The organism is Streptomyces sp. WAC05374 (assembly GCF_004353505.1).
Taxonomy (GTDB): Bacteria; Actinomycetota; Actinomycetes; order Streptomycetales; family Streptomycetaceae; genus Streptomyces.
In genome coordinates this window covers 717,405-731,288 of sequence record NZ_SMNQ01000001.1, presented here as the reverse complement: position 1 = coordinate 731,288, position 13,884 = coordinate 717,405, and the positions used below count along the sequence as shown (strand labels likewise).

Here is a 13,884-nt window from a genome sequence, read left to right as displayed (position 1 = left end):
CCAGCAACAGGGTGGTGGAGGTGACGCCGTAGGCCATGCCCGGGCTCCCGTCCACCAGTTGGGCGCCGAGCCCGGCAAGTGCCGGCAGAATCACGCTCTTCACGGCCACCTCGCAGATCCCTAGTTTCCCTATCGGGTTAGTAGGAATAGTGGCGGCGGAACACCGCCTCGGCAAGGGGTTGTTCACATCGCGGAAGGAACGCGCCCGTAGGGTGAGATGTCGCGGCCGGGGCGGCGGGCCGGGTCAGCCTGTCGCGCGAGGCGGCACCGCCGGCACCCGGGTCGTCACGGGTTGGTCCAGGCGGCGGGATCGTCCACCAGCGCGTCCACATCACCGGGGAGGCGGCCGGAGGCCACATCGGCCAGCGAGACACCCTCCAGGATGCGCCGGACGTTCGCCCGCAGGGCGATCCACAGCGGCAGCAGGGACTCGGCGGGCCCGTTGTACGACAACTCCGGGGGTCGCACGCCCCGTACGGAGACCAGGGGACCGTCCACCGCGCGCACGACGTCGGCGACGCTGATCTCACCGGCGGGCCGGGCCAGCCGGTAGCCGCCGTTGGCGCCGCGCTGGCTGATGACCAGGCCGCCCCGGCGCATGTCGTTCAGGATGCCCTCGAGGAACTTGTGCGGGATCTCCTGCGCCTCCGCGATGGCCTCCGCCTTCAGGGACCCGTCCGGGTCACCCGCCGCGAGCAGCAACGCGGCGCGCACCGCATAGTCCGCCCTGGCCGAGATCCGCATGCGGCCATTATCCCGCACCCGCGCCGCCGCCCTCCCCCCGGCCCCTGCGCCCGTGTCCCGCCGGCACGGAGAACGGCGCGACACCGGCGCCCCGGCCGGTGCTGGGTGCCGGTACCCGGGCGGTGCCCGGCCGTCCGTGCCGGACCGTCCGCGCCCGGCCGTCCGCGCCGGACCGTCCGCGCCCGGCCGGCCGGGCCGGGCGTGTCCCGCCGTGGTGGCTGATCGTTCCGGCAGTGGGAGCCGGTGGACCGAGCCGCCGGACGCCCGCCGACACAGGAGCCGCCCATGTCCGTCGACCGCCGACACGTCCTGGGGCTCGCGGGCCGGGGCACCCTGGCCGGCCTCGGGGCCGCCGTGCTGGGCGGCGCCGGAAGCCGCGCCTTCGCCGCCGCCTCCTCGCGGACGCACTTCCGGGCCCTGGTGATCGGCTCGGGGTTCGGCGGCTCGGTGGCCGCGCTGCGGCTGGGACGGGCGGGGGTGGACACCCTGGTGGTGGAGCGCGGCCGGGAGTGGCCCGTCGCCCCGCGACGGCACGTCTTCGGGTCGATGAACGGCGTCACCGACACCATGTTCTGGTTCCGCCGTACGACGCGCTGGCCGGCGCTGGTGCCCACGCCGGTGCGGCCCGCCCCGGGGGTGATGGAGGTGTCCGAGGAACAGGGCCTCGACATCGCCTGCGGGGCGGGCGTCGGCGGCGGCTCCATCGTCTACACCGGTGTCACGGTGGCCCCGCCGCGACGGTACTTCGAACGGCTCTACCCGCCCGGGCTGCGGTACGAGGAGTTCGCCCGCACGTGGTTCCCCCGGGTCCGCCGCGCGCTGGGCGCCACGGTGATGCCGGCGGACGTCCACCGCTCGGCGCCGTTCACCCACTCCCGGCTGTGGGACGAGCACCTCACCAGGGCGGGCGCCCGGACCTTCCCCCTGGACTCGACGTTCGACTGGGACGTCGTCCGGCGGGAACTGGCCCACACCGCCCCCCTCTCGGCCACCGTCGGCGAGTCCGACTTCGGCTGCGGCAACGGCGCCAAGAAGTCCCTGACGCGCAGCTACCTCCCGGCCGCGCTCGCCACCGGCCACGTACAGCTCCGTCCCCTGCACGAGGTGCGCTCCATCGGCCGGCGGCGCGACGGGCGCTTCCGTGTGGAGGTGCGCCGGCTCGAGCCCGGCGGGGCCGTGCTCGGCACCACGGAGTTCACCTGCGACCTGCTGTTCATGGCAGCGGGCACCCTGAACACCAACCGGCTCCTGGTGGCGGCACGCGACCGCGGCGACCTCGCCGGCCTGCCCGCGTCCGTCGGCACCGGCTTCGGCGACAACGGCGACCAGGCCACCGCCCGCTCCCAGCCGCTCCGCTTCCACGGCGGTTCACAGGGCTCGCCCTGCGCCTCGGGCGCGTTCTTCCCCACGGAGTTCGAGCTGCCCCTGCTGGCCGAGAACTGGGTCCTGCCCGGGTACCACGCGCTTCCCGCACTCGTCACGTTCAGCATGACCGTCGACACCGACCACCGGGGCACGTTCCGCTCCGATCCGCGCACCGGCCGGGTGCGGCTGGCCGACTGGTCGGCCGACAAGTCCGCGGCGGCGGCGAGGTCCGCCACCGCGCTCAGCGACCGCGTCATCGGCGCCAACCCCGGCATGCTTCCCGTCACGGTCACCACCCGCCCCTTCACCGGCCACCCGCTGGGCGGCTGCGTCATCGGCCGCACCACGGACCTGGAAGGGCGGGTCCACGGCGTCAGGGGGCTGTACGTCCTCGACGGCTCCCTGCTCCCGGGCAACGCCGGCGGGGCCAACCCCTCCCTCACCATCGCGGCCCTCGCCGAGCGCGCCATGGCCGGCATCGTCGCGGCGGCCGGATGACCCCGCCCGGGCGCCCCGCCGTACGGGGTTACCGGCGCACCGGACGTGCACGGGCCCGCCGGGGGCGGTAGACACGAGGGTGTGCAGACGTTCCTGCCGTTCCCATGCTTCGAGGAGTGCGCCCGGGCCCTCGACCCGCGCCGCCTCGGCAAGCAGCGCGTCGAGGCGCTCCAGGTGCTGCGCGGGCTGACCGTGCCGGGCTACGGCTGGCGGCGGCACCCGGCCGTGCGGATGTGGACCGGCTACGAAGAGGCGCTGGTCCGCTATGGACTGGAGGTGTGCGAGGCGTGGACCGCCAGGGGGCACCGCGACACCTGCGCCGACTCGCTGCTCGTCGGCTTCCACGGCGTACGCCCGGGGGCGCCGGTCCGGCGGCAGGCGGAGCTGGCCGAGGACGGTGAGCTGCCGCCCTGGCTGGGCGATCCGGGCTTCCACCTCAGCCACCGGTCGGCCCTGGTGCGCAAGGACCCCGGCTTCTACACGGAACGTTTCGGCGATGTCCCGGCCGACCTCCCCTACGTGTGGCCCGGCTCCGACCGGGACCCGGAGAACCGGCCGCCCGGAGACGTCTGACACCCCGGATGTGACGCGTTTTGCGCTTGTGCCATACTCAGCCGCGCTCAAGCACTTTCGCAGTCGGGGGAACATCGTTGGTATCCGAGCCTGCCGTCCTCGGCACGTCGCCGGCCAGAGGCACGGGCGGCGCCGCATGAGCGGTGGCATAGCCCTCACCACCCCGTACCTGGACACCGACGCCGACCAGTTGGCGTTCGTCCTCGGGCGCCCCGCCCTCGACGCGCTCGCCGTCCGTGAGCTGACGGTCGGCGGGATCGACGTGCGGCTGCGCCTCCTGGGCGCCTCCCACCAGGTCTTCGCCGGGCCGGTGCGGGAGACCGTCGCCTGCCTGCCGGGCGTGGAGGGCGGCCTGCCGGACACGGCGGCGCGCGACTTCGAAGGCTGGCACTACCGCTTCACCGCCCGCGTCGAGCGCTTCGGCGCGGCGGAGTTCGGCGCCCGCGTCGCAACGATCCGCGACCGCTCCGAGGACCACCCCCGTGCGCTGTACGGCATCTTCCCCGGCTCCCCGGAAGCGGTCACCGCGATGACCGTCGAACGGGAGAGCACCGGGCTGAGCTGGCGCACCTGGCACACCTACCCGCAGAGCCGCCGGATCGTGGCGACGCACACCCGGCTGGAGGCCCGATGAAGACCGCCCTACGCATCAGCGCCGTGTTCCTCGCCATGGCGGCCCTCGCCGCCTGTTCCAGCGACTCGGACGACGACGACGGCGGCAACGCCGTCCCGTCCGCCTGGATCCGCGGCCAGTACACCTCCAGCGGGACCGGCTACGTCGACCGGACCGATGCGGCGCCGCAGGTGGCCAGGGAGATCGACGGCAACACCACGGCGGTCGCCCGCCTCACCGACGGCGACCGGGAGTTCCTGCGCTACCGCGACGACATCGTGGCGATCAGCCCGCACGCCAGCGGCACGGGCAGCCTGATCGAGATCGACGACTACCGCACCGGCCACCGCCGCTGGCGGACCCACATCGGCTCCGCGTGGCCGGACCCGGACAGCGCCGCCTTCCGCGGCGGCGGCCCCGGTTCCGGGAAGTGACCCGCCCGGCCCCGGCACCCTGAACCACCCCTTTCGTTCCGCACCCTTACGACGACGTCCCCGAAAGGCACACCGTGGCAGAGATCTTCGAGTCGGCAGGCATCGCCCTGCTCTACGGCCTGGTCGGCTTCGTCGTGATGGCGGTCGGCTTCATCGCGCTCGACCTCGTCACCCCCGGCAAGCTCGTCCACGTCGTGTGGACCGAGCGCAACCGCGGCGCCGCCGTCCTCCTCGCCGGCCAGACGATCGCCATCGGCCTCGTCATCGAGCAGTCCATCCGGGCCAGCGAATCCGAGCAGGGCCTGACGCAGGGCCTCCTCAGCACCCTGCTGTACGGCCTCGCCGGCGTCGCCGTGATGACGTTCATCTCCGTCGTCGTCGGCCTGCTGACCCCCGGACGGCTGGGCCACGCCGTGCTGGACGACAACGGCACCAGCCCGCACCCCGCCGCCTGGGTCCAGGCGGCCATGTACCTCGGCACGGCCTTCATGGTCGGCGCCGCCGTTTCCTGAACCACCCATGAGCACCACCCTCCAGGACCGCACCACCGGGGCCGCACCCGCCCGGCCGCCGGCCGCCCACCCGCGCGGAACCCGCTTCCTGCTGCTGCTCGCGGTGTTCGTCTGCGCGGCCTGCGGCCTTGTCTACGAGCTGGCGCTGACGGCGCTGGGCAGTTACCTCATCGGCAACTCCGTGATGCAGACCTCCGTGGTCATCTCCGTCATGGTGTTCGCCATGGGCATCGGGTCCCTGGCCGCCAAGCCCCTGCAACGGCGCGCGGTCGGGGCCTTCGCCCTCGTCGAGATCCTGCTCGCGCTCGTCGGCGGCCTGTCGGTGCTCATCCTGTACGCGGCGTTCGCCTGGCTGCGGCTGTACATGCCGGCCATGGTGGTGGTCTCGTTCGTCGTCGGCCTCCTCGTCGGAGCCGAGATCCCGCTGCTGATGACCCTGCTTCAGCGCATCCGGCGCCAGGAGGCCGGCAGCGCGGTGGCCGACATGTTCGCCGCCGACTACGTGGGCGCGCTCGTCGGCGGCCTGTGCTTCCCCCTGCTGCTCCTGCCCGCCTTCGGCCAGCTCAAGGGCGCGCTGGTGGTGGGGGCGGTCAACGCCGTGGCCGGGGTGGTGGTCGTGCTGTGGATCTTCCGCCGCGAGACCCGCCCGTTCGTGCGCAACGCGCTGCTGGGCGGTGCGGCCGCCACCCTCGCCGTCCTGGCCACCGTGTACGTCCTGGCCGAGGACATCGAGGTCACGGCACGCCAGCAGCTCTACCGGGACCCCATCGTCCACGCCGAGACCACGCCGTACCAGGACATCGTCGTCACCCGGTCAACCGCCTTCACCGGCGAACCGGACACCCGGCTGTTCCTCAACGGGGACCTGCAGTTCTCCTCCGTCGACGAGTACCGCTACCACGAGGCGCTCGTCCACCCCGCCCTCGCGGGCAGGCGCTCCTCCGTCCTGGTCCTCGGTGGCGGCGACGCGCTGGCCCTCCGGGAGGTGCTGCGCTACGACGACGTGGAGAAGGTGACCCTGGTCGACCTCGACCCGGCGATGACGCGGCTGGCCCGCACCTTCCCCCCGCTGGTCGAGCTCAACGGCGACGCCCTGTCCGACCCCCGGGTCACCGTCGTCCACGCCGACGCCTTCACCTGGCTGCGGGACGCCACCCGGCGCTACGACGCGGTCCTCATCGACTTCCCGGACCCCGACACCGCCGCTCTGGCCAAGCTCTACAGCGTCGAGTTCTACCACCTGCTCGGCCGCGTCCTCGCCCCCGGCGGCCAGGTCATGGTGCAGGGCGGCTCGCCGTTCTTCGCGCCCAAGTCGTACTGGTCCATCGCCGCCACCATCGGCGAAGCCGGCTACGCCACCACCCCGTACCAGGTCGACGTGCCCAGCTTCGGCAACTGGGGCTTCATCCTGGCCACCCCCGGCGCCGACGGCCCGGCCCCGGCCCTGCGCCTGCCGGCCGACGCCCCGCCGCTGCGCTTCCTCGACGACGACGTCCTCGCCGCCGCCACCGTCTTCCCCGTGGACCGGCGCCCCCAGGACGTCCGCGCCAGCACCCTGCTGGACCCGGCGGTGCTGGAGTACACCCGCCACGAATGGCAGAACTACTAGCGGGACGCACGGCCAGGCCGCCGCCGAACGGGCCCTGAACGGGTCCGCCGAACCGGCACGCGCCGGGGCGAACGGGGATAATCCCTCGTAAGGCAGGTCCTACCGCAGGGGAGTGCCAGTGATCCGTGTTCTTCTCGTCGAGGAAAACGGGCTCCTGCGCGGGGCGCTCGCCGCGGTCCTGACCCGCGAGGACGACATGGAGGTCGTCGCCGAGTCCGGCGGGAACGGGCACATCCTCGCCAGGGCCCTGTCGTACCGCCCCGACGTCGTCGTCATCGACGTCGACGCGCACCAGGACCGGGCGCTCGCCACCGCGGGCGAACTGTGCGAACGGCTGCCCGAGTGCCGCACCCTGCTGGTGGCCGGGGCGCCCACGCTGGAGCGGCTGCGCCGGGTGCTCTCCCTGCGGCCGCCGGGCCTCATCGGCAAGGACGGGCCCCCCGACCGGCTGGTCGAGGGCATCCGCAAGGTGGTGGGCGGGCAGCGGTACATCGACCCCGACCTGGCCCTGCAAGTGCTCGACGCCGTGGAGAACCCGCTGACCCCGCGCGAGCGGGAGGTGCTGCGGCTCGCGGCCGAGGGCACCCCCGGCATGGAGATCGCCGACCGGCTGTCGCTGTCCGTGGGCACGGTGCGCAACCACCTGTCGGCGATCACCCGGAAGATCGGAGCGCGGAACCGGATCGACGCGATCCGGATCGCTCGGGAGTCGGGCTGGCTGTGACCTCCCAGTGGCCCACGAGGTCGCGATAGAGCGCCGAGCCCGCCAGCAGCTCCTCGTGCGTGCCCAGCCCCGCCCGCGCACCGTCCAGCACCAGGACGCGGTCCGCCCGCAGCGCCGAACTGATCCGGTGCGCGCACACGACCAGCGTGCCCGGGCGGCGGGCGAACGCCTCCTCCGCGCACGCCTCGGCCGCCGGGTCGAGGTGACACGTCGCCTCGTCCAGCACGACGAGCCCGGCGGGCGGCAGATAGGCCCGTACGAGCGCGATGAGCTGGCGCTCCCCGGCCGACAGCGCCTGCGGGTCGACGGGCGCCCCGTACCCGCCGAGGCGGTCCACCAGCGCGCGGGCGCCGACCGCGTCCACCGCCGCGTCCACCGCCGCGGGGCCCGCACCGGGCTCCAGGTACGTCAGGTTCTCCCCGAGCGTCCCGGCGAACACGTACGCCTCCTGCGGGATCAGCACCCGGTGGCGGGCGAGCCCGCCCGCGGGGAGGCTCCGCACGGGTACGCCGCCCAGCCTCACCTGCCCGGCGGCCGGTTCCAGCACGCCCGCCAGCAGCGCGGCGAACGTCGACTTCCCCGCCCCGCTGGGCCCCACGACGGCCAGGTGCTCACCCGGCCGCAGCACCAGGTCCAGCCCGTCGATCACCGGCTCGGCCGAACGGGCGTACCCGAACGTCACCCCGGCCAGCTCCACGCCCGACCCGCGCGGCGCCGCCGCCGCACCCGGCTCGCGACCCGGCGGCCCGGCGGCCCCGGCGGGCCCGCCCACCTCGGCGATCCGGCCCACGGTGACCAGCAGCCACAGCCCGCTGCCGCCGACGCCCTGGACCAGACCCTGCAACGCGGGCTGGAGGCCCTGCGACACGTACGTCACCGCACCGAGGATCGCGCCCGCCGTCACACCGCGCTGCACCAGCCACGGCGCCCCGGCCAGGAGCAGCAGCAGGGGCAGCCAGCCGCCCACGCCCAGCGACGCGGTGCGCAGCGCCGTCGCCCGCGCCAGCGCCCGGGTGGCCCCGGCCGCCGCCTCGATCCGCTCACCGGTCCGCTCCCGTACGACGTCCTCGGCGCCGCACGCCACCACGTCCCGCAGCCCGCCGGTCACCGCGCCGACGCTCTCGGCCATGCGCTCGTCGGCCAGCACCACCGCCCGCTGGCGCGCGGCCAGCGCCCGCAGCGCCACGGCGAACAGGACCAGGCCCGCGAACAGCGGGGGCAGGACGAACACCAGCAGCGCCGGGTCCAGCGCGGCCAGGCCCAGCAGCACCCCCGCCACCGTGACCACGAAACCCTGCACGAACATCACGACCGCGCCGTACGCCTCCCGGGCGATCTCCACCTGCTCGGTCAGCCGGGCCACCCCGGCCGTGTCGGCCGGACGCCCCGCCCGCGCCGACCGGTGCAGCGTGCCCGAGGCGACCAGCGTGACCAGCTCGTCCCGGAGCGGTTCCACGACGGCGGACAGCACGAGCGTGGCATGGTGCGTCGCCCACGCCCCGACCACCACGGCCGCCGCCAGCGCCCCCAGCCACGCCAGCCCGGTCCCGGTCCGGCCGGCGAGGAAGCCGTCGTCCACGGCCCGTGCGACCGCCCACCCGGACAGGAACGCCGGCACGCCCTGGAGCAGCGACCAGCCCGTGAGCCGCACGAACGCCCCGCGCCGCCTGCGCAGCGACGCCAGCAGCAGCCCTGAGGCCCGCCCCCTCACGCCGGCCCCTCCGCCGCCGCGGTCCGCGGCACCCCCGCACCCGCGGCGCCGGACGCCGCACCGGACGGTTCCGGCTGGAACGCGGCCCGGTACGCGGGCTCCGACCACAGCTCCCCGTGCGTGCCCCGGCCGCGCACGCGCCCCGCGTCCAGCCAGACGACGAAGTCCGCCCGGGCGGCCGTGGAGGCCCGGTGCGTCACCACCAGACGGGTGCGGCCCGCCAGGGCGCCGGTGCCGGTGAGCACCCGGCCGATGTGGTGTTCGGTCACGGTGTCCAGGCTGGCGGCCACGTCGTCCAGCACCAGCACGCGCCCCGCCTGGAGGAACGCCCGCGCCAGGCCCACCCGCTGCGCCTCGCCGCCGGAGACGGGGGCGTCGGCGAGCCGCGTCGCGTAGCCGTGCGGCATCCGCCGGACGAACTCGTCCGCCCGCGCCGCCGCCGCCTGCCGGGCCACCTCCTCCGGGCCTGCCCGCGGCGCCCCCAGGGCGATCGCGTCGGCGAACGTCTCACCCAGCAGCACCGGCCGCTCGAACCCGTACGCCACCGATCGCCGCAGCGCCGTCCGGCCGAGGCGCCGCAGCGGCACGCCGTCCAGCAGCACCTCGCCCTCGTCGGGGTCCAGCAGCCGCCCCGCCAGCGCGGCCAGCAGCGACTTGCCCGACCCGGAGGGCCCCGCGACCGCGACCAGGGCGCCTCCCGGGACGGTCAGCCACAGGTCCGCCAGGACGGCCTCCCCGCCCGCCCCGCGCACGGTGACGCCCCGGAACTCCAGCCGCCCCGGCCCGTCGGGCGGTTCCCCGGCTCCGTACGCCACCGGCGGCTCGGCGAGCACCTCACGGACCCGGCCCGCGGTCGCCCGGGCGAGGGCCAGCCGGTGGGCCGACGACACCAGGGAGCTGATCCCGGTGGCCAGGGCCACGTACTCGCCGGCCGCCAGCACCTCACCGGGGGTGATCCGGCCGCGCGCCAGCTCCAGGCCCGCGACCGCCAGCACGGCCACCTCCAGCAGCGGGACGGCCAGCGCCTCCCGCGACGACACCCGCGCCAGGGCCCGCCACATCCCCGACCCGTGCCGGCGCAGCTCCGGCAGCGGGCCGAGCACACGCCGCACCTCCCGGTCCAGCGTCCCGGCGGCGGTGATCGTCCGGATGCCGGCCAGGGCGTCCACCAGCCGGGCGGCCAGCCGGCCCTGCGTGTCGAAGTAGCGCTCGTTGATGTCGGAGGCGTCGCGGACGAAGGTGCGCACCAGCCACAGCACGACGGGCAGCCCCACCAGGAAGGTGAGGCACAGCCAGGGGTCGATCAGCGCCAGGGCGACGACCGCGCCGAGCGGGGGCACCAGGTCCATGACCGCCCACACCAGGGTCGACGCCACCTGCCCGGTCCGGGCGGTGTTGCCGACCAGCCGGCTCACCAGGTCCCCGGCCGTGAAGCGGCGCGTGGCGCGCACGCCCAGGCCCAGGACGGCGCCGAGCAGGGTGCGGCGCAGCCAGGCGACGGAACGCGCCTCGGCCAGTTTGCCCGCGAGGTCGTCGGCGATGTCGCACACCATCAGCAGCGCGATCGCGGCGACGCTCAGGGACAGCCACAGGGCGACGTCGCCCCCACTGAGCACGGCGTCCAGCGTGCGGCCCATCAGGGCCGGCAGCACCGTGTAGACACCGGCGAGCAGCAGCGCGGTCGCCAGCATGACGGGCACCCAGGGTCCGCCCCGCCGCGCCGCCTTCAGCAGCAGGCGGTCCGCGCCGCGTCGGTCCATGGGCCTCTCCCGTACGTACACGTGCCCGAGCATGCGAAAGGGGCGGGGACGCCGTGGGCGTCCTCGCCCCGGTCCGGTTCAGCAAAGCAACAGGCTGAGCCTGCTGGCGCCGCCGCCGCAGTACTTGCTGGCGCCGCTCCTCCTGGGCTTGCCGTGGTGCCTGGTTTCCATGCCCTGCAGGTCGAGGATCGTCATGTGGTGTCACCTCCGTTCTGCAACTTCGTGGGGACGGGGACTTACGTGGCTCGGGGCCGTTCCGAGGAACGGCAGGTGCACGGGTGCGTCGTGGAGCGCTGCGCCGAGCGCCAGCAGCACACCGGCGCTCCCGGTGCCCAGGTCGAGGGAGAGCCGCAGCAACTGCTCGCCCGGGAACGTCAGCCGGCCCCGGCGCACCACCGCGTAGCGCGCCAGCCGGCGGATGTGCTCGGCGACGACGGGGTCGCGGTCGGCCGCCGTGCCGGGCGGGTACGCGCGGGCGAGGTGGAGGATCATGCCGGCCAGGCCGTCGAAGAGGCCCGGCTCCATGTAGAACCCGCCCTGGGCGGCCCGCCGGATGGCGGCCGACGCCCCGGCGAGCCCGTCGTCGTGGCGGCGCGCCAGGTAGTCGTCGAGGACCAGGCCGATGCCCACGCTGCCGTCGGCGAGGTACGGCATCGTCCGCCAGCCCTCGTTGACCTCCATGTCGCCCTCCTCGCGCACGAGGCACCGGCGCAGGTCCTGCCGGAGTGCCGTCTCGGCGAGGTCGAGGAGCACCGGCTCGCCGGTGCGGTCGTACCACCGCAGGAAGAGCAGCGCGGGTCCCGCCGAGCCGCGCATCAGCCCGGCGTACGGGTGGGCGCCGCCGCTGGTCTCCGGTACGGCGTCGACCGGTCCGAGCCGGGCGGCGACGGCCTCCACGGCCTGCACGGCCGCGTCGTGGAGGGCCGGGTCGCCGGTGACCGACGCGAAGTGGAGCAGGTTCAGGCCGATGCCGGACAGCCCGCCCTGGAGGTCGAGGCCGAGCTCCTGCCAGTGCTCGCCCGCGCACTGGTCGAGCACCTTCAGCGCCTCGTGCCGGTGGCCGAGGTGGTCGAGTGCCCAGGCGACGCCGTGGAGCCCGTCGTAGAAGCCGAGCCGTGTGCCCGGCTCGGGGCGCATGGCCCGCCCGATCAGCCACTCCTCGTGCCCGGGGTGGCGTCCGGCGCCGGTCACGTCGAGCGCGTACAGCACTCCGGCCGCGCCGTACGCGAGGCCCAGCCCGCCGCCCGGCGTCTCGAACTGCTCGATGTCGCCGGGGAAGAGCCGGTCGTCCCGCCGGGGTGTGGCCTCGGCGAGGATGGCTCCGGCCAGCGACGCCCGGGCCTGTGCCCAGCCGTCGCGGTCGGGCCGCAGCCGGGGCTCGGCGCCCACCGGCGCCGGGGCGCCGGCCGTGAGGGTCCGCACCGCGTCGTCGAAGAAGGAGCGGGGCACGGGGAAGGTGCGCGCCGCCTCCCGGGCGAGCTGTGCCGCCTTGCCGGGCTCCAGGCCGAACAGACCGGTCAGCGGCAGGAAGAGGAAGATCTTCAGGCAGGCGAGGGCGTACGCGTCGACGGCGAAGCCCCGCCGCTCACGGGGTGCGGTGAACCCCTGGGTGCCGAGGATCTGGCGCCGCCCCTCCGCCACGTCCGCCGCGCCCTCGAAGTCGATCAGCACCACGCGCCCGTCGGGCCGGACCATGATGTTCGACGGCTGGAGGTCCCCGATGACCACGCCGCGGTCGTGGACGGCGGTGACGGCCCGCTCCACCCGCTCGTACACGTCCAGGGCCCAGGCGGTGTGCCGGGCCAGCGCCGCGTCGTCGGTCCGCGGCCCGACGAGGGGGAAGCGGTCGACGAAGAGGTGCTCCAGCTCGGTGCCCTCGACGAACTCCTCGACCAGGAAGTGGTGCTCCGCCCGGACGAAGTGGTCGTGGAGCGCGGGTACGCAGTCGAGGCCGCGCAGCCGTTCCAGGATTTCCTTCTCATTGGTCAGCCGGGCGACCGCGTCACGGCCGTCGGCCGTCAATCCCGCGTACGGCCGGGCCTCCTTCAGCACCACCCGCTCCCCGGTGCGCTGGTCCTCGCCGGCGTAGAGGCCGCCGCCGTTGGAGAAGTGCAGGGCGCTGTCGAAGCGGTACGGCAGACCGGCGAGCGCGGCCCCGGCGCCCCGCGCCGCCAGGTGCGGGGCGAGGAAGCCGGGCAGCTCCACCCAGTCGGGCACCTGGAAGGTCGGCCCCCGGACGTCGGGCACCAGCCGGCCCTCGCCGTCCTCGATGGCGAGCTGCACCTCACCGTCCTCGGAGACGCAGTACCGCTCGGCGAAGGCGCCGTACCGGACGTACAGGGGTCCTTCGCCCCAGCGCAGGTCGCTGAGGATGTACGGGCCGGGGCGGCCGGAGAGGACGGCGCCCAGTTCGGTGAGCACCCGCTCCAGCGCGGCCTCGTCGGAGGGGTAGATCGTCATGAACTTGCCGCTCGACCCGCGGTGCGCGTACTTGGCGTTGGCGAGGAGCAGCACGTCCCTGCTGGGCAGGAACTTGAAGGCGATCCTGCGCGGGAGGCAGTAGTCCCATACGTCGGCGAGGATCTGTGCCGCGTCGTCGAGACATGCGGAGACGTGGATCTTCCAGCCCTGGAGGGGGAGGGGGACGCCGTCGGGCCGGAGCACGACCCACTCGTCGACCTCCGAGCGCCGCCAGGTGGCGGGAGCGGGACGTGTGGCCTGGGCGAACGCGGTGTCACCGCCCTGGGCACGGCCGGGTGCGTCGTAGAAGTCCGCGTCCATCAGGCAGTAGGCCTCGTAGCGCTTGTCCACCAGTTCCTCCCGTCCCGGGACCGGTCGGGCCCGTGAACCGGGTGGTGTCACCCTGCGCGGCGCGGATGCGGAGGGAAGGTCCGTTCCGATGCCGCTGTGGCACCGCCTCAGCAGCGACGATGGCAGACTCGGGCGCCCGGGAACACCACCGCGTGTCACCCGATGGGCGTGAAAATCGCATCGCCGGGCCGTGACTCCGTCAGGGCCCGCGGCGCGGCCGAGCCGGTGGGCGGGGTGGACGACTCGCCGGGTTCTGGGCGGAGTCGGGCCTCGGCGGGACCGGTCCCGGCACAGGTGCGCGCAGCCAATTCCCGTAAGGGAGAAGTTTCCTGACGGTTCGTCGGGTGGTCACGTCCGGCCGGGGCGCTGGCAGGTGGGGCACGGCCGGTCATGGCCGTGGGTGTCGATCACGGTGCCCCACTCGCCGCAGTCGTGGCAGTCACGGGCACGGGAGATGTCGACGCGGAGGGAGGGGGTGGGAGCAGTCGGGTCGGCTTCGTGGGCCATTCGGTGGAACTCCTCGGTAAAGC

General features: G+C 74.7%; 13 protein-coding genes. 7 read left to right on the top strand and 6 right to left on the bottom strand.

Annotation, left to right across the window (positions count from 1 at the left end; translation table 11 throughout):
- Nucleotides 1-285 precede the first annotated feature (285 nt).
- Entirely contained in the window at nucleotides 286-744 is a 459-nt protein-coding gene (locus E2B92_RS03345) for an RrF2 family transcriptional regulator (RefSeq protein WP_126888739.1), read from the bottom strand.
- Nucleotides 745-1,029: 285 nt separating this feature from the next.
- Between E2B92_RS03345 and E2B92_RS03340 the strand changes: the two genes are divergently transcribed.
- The 7 genes from E2B92_RS03340 (at nucleotide 1,030) to E2B92_RS03310 (ending at nucleotide 7,072) form a co-directional block, all read left to right on the top strand.
- Nucleotides 1,030-2,607 (top strand): GMC oxidoreductase, encoded by a 1,578-nt coding sequence (locus tag E2B92_RS03340; protein WP_126888740.1) that lies wholly within the window; start codon nucleotides 1,030-1,032, stop codon nucleotides 2,605-2,607.
- 81 nt (nucleotides 2,608-2,688) lie between these two features.
- A complete protein-coding gene (locus tag E2B92_RS03335; RefSeq protein WP_126888741.1) occupies nucleotides 2,689-3,180 on the top strand; it encodes an MSMEG_6728 family protein in 492 nt (163 codons plus the stop codon).
- Between the two features lie 136 nt (nucleotides 3,181-3,316).
- Nucleotides 3,317-3,814: a DUF2617 family protein gene (locus E2B92_RS03330; protein WP_126888742.1), complete on the top strand. Its 498-nt coding sequence runs from the start codon at nucleotides 3,317-3,319 to the stop codon at nucleotides 3,812-3,814.
- Nucleotides 3,811-4,227 carry a DUF4247 domain-containing protein gene (locus tag E2B92_RS03325; RefSeq protein ID WP_126888743.1) on the top strand — a complete coding sequence of 139 codons (417 nt, stop codon included), beginning with the start codon at nucleotides 3,811-3,813 and terminating at the stop codon, nucleotides 4,225-4,227. Before E2B92_RS03330 ends, E2B92_RS03325 begins: the two co-directional genes overlap by 4 nt.
- 74 nt (nucleotides 4,228-4,301) lie before the next feature.
- On the top strand, nucleotides 4,302-4,739 hold the full coding sequence (locus tag E2B92_RS03320; RefSeq protein ID WP_126888744.1) for a DUF350 domain-containing protein: 438 nt from the start codon (nucleotides 4,302-4,304) through the stop codon (nucleotides 4,737-4,739).
- Nucleotides 4,740-4,746: 7 nt separating this feature from the next.
- Nucleotides 4,747-6,348, top strand: a complete 1,602-nt coding sequence (locus tag E2B92_RS03315) for a polyamine aminopropyltransferase (RefSeq protein ID WP_126888745.1) — start codon at nucleotides 4,747-4,749, stop codon at nucleotides 6,346-6,348.
- A gap of 118 nt (nucleotides 6,349-6,466) precedes the next feature.
- Nucleotides 6,467-7,072: a response regulator transcription factor gene (locus E2B92_RS03310; RefSeq protein ID WP_126888746.1), complete on the top strand. Its 606-nt coding sequence runs from the start codon at nucleotides 6,467-6,469 to the stop codon at nucleotides 7,070-7,072.
- On the opposite strand, the gene E2B92_RS03305 is transcribed toward E2B92_RS03310, so the two are convergent.
- From E2B92_RS03305 to E2B92_RS32615, 5 genes are all read right to left on the bottom strand, one after another.
- Nucleotides 7,002-8,783, bottom strand: coding sequence for an ATP-binding cassette domain-containing protein (locus E2B92_RS03305; protein WP_126888747.1), 1,782 nt, complete (start codon nucleotides 8,781-8,783; stop codon nucleotides 7,002-7,004). The genes E2B92_RS03310 and E2B92_RS03305 overlap by 71 nt on opposite strands.
- Nucleotides 8,780-10,543, bottom strand: coding sequence for an ABC transporter ATP-binding protein (locus E2B92_RS03300; protein ID WP_235023663.1), 1,764 nt, complete (start codon nucleotides 10,541-10,543; stop codon nucleotides 8,780-8,782). Before E2B92_RS03300 ends, E2B92_RS03305 begins: the two co-directional genes overlap by 4 nt.
- A gap of 78 nt (nucleotides 10,544-10,621) precedes the next feature.
- Nucleotides 10,622-10,738 carry a SapB/AmfS family lanthipeptide gene (locus tag E2B92_RS03295; protein WP_126887049.1) on the bottom strand — a complete coding sequence of 39 codons (117 nt, stop codon included), beginning with the start codon at nucleotides 10,736-10,738 and terminating at the stop codon, nucleotides 10,622-10,624.
- Between the two features lie 6 nt (nucleotides 10,739-10,744).
- Entirely contained in the window at nucleotides 10,745-13,354 is a 2,610-nt protein-coding gene (lanKC, locus tag E2B92_RS03290; protein WP_126887048.1) for a class III lanthionine synthetase LanKC, read from the bottom strand.
- Nucleotides 13,355-13,702: 348 nt separating this feature from the next.
- The gene (locus E2B92_RS32615) at nucleotides 13,703-13,861 is read right to left on the bottom strand and encodes a hypothetical protein (RefSeq protein ID WP_160159733.1); all 159 of its coding nucleotides are present in this window, start codon (nucleotides 13,859-13,861) and stop codon (nucleotides 13,703-13,705) included.
- Nucleotides 13,862-13,884 lie beyond the last annotated feature (23 nt).

What these genes read in the sequence shown, in the direction of transcription:
- E2B92_RS03345 (WP_126888739.1), bottom strand. Translation starts at nt 744, where the DNA reads ATGCGGATCTCGGCCAGGGCGGACTATGCGGTGCGCGCCGCGTTGCTG.
- E2B92_RS03340 (WP_126888740.1), top strand. Translation starts at nt 1,030, where the DNA reads ATGTCCGTCGACCGCCGACACGTCCTGGGGCTCGCGGGCCGGGGCACC.
- E2B92_RS03330 (WP_126888742.1), top strand. Translation starts at nt 3,317, where the DNA reads ATGAGCGGTGGCATAGCCCTCACCACCCCGTACCTGGACACCGACGCC.
- E2B92_RS03325 (WP_126888743.1), top strand. Translation starts at nt 3,811, where the DNA reads ATGAAGACCGCCCTACGCATCAGCGCCGTGTTCCTCGCCATGGCGGCC.
- E2B92_RS03315 (WP_126888745.1), top strand. Translation starts at nt 4,747, where the DNA reads ATGAGCACCACCCTCCAGGACCGCACCACCGGGGCCGCACCCGCCCGG.
- E2B92_RS03300 (WP_235023663.1), bottom strand. Translation starts at nt 10,543, where the DNA reads ATGGACCGACGCGGCGCGGACCGCCTGCTGCTGAAGGCGGCGCGGCGG.
- E2B92_RS03295 (WP_126887049.1), bottom strand. Translation starts at nt 10,738, where the DNA reads ATGACGATCCTCGACCTGCAGGGCATGGAAACCAGGCACCACGGCAAG.
- E2B92_RS32615 (WP_160159733.1), bottom strand. Translation starts at nt 13,861, where the DNA reads ATGGCCCACGAAGCCGACCCGACTGCTCCCACCCCCTCCCTCCGCGTC.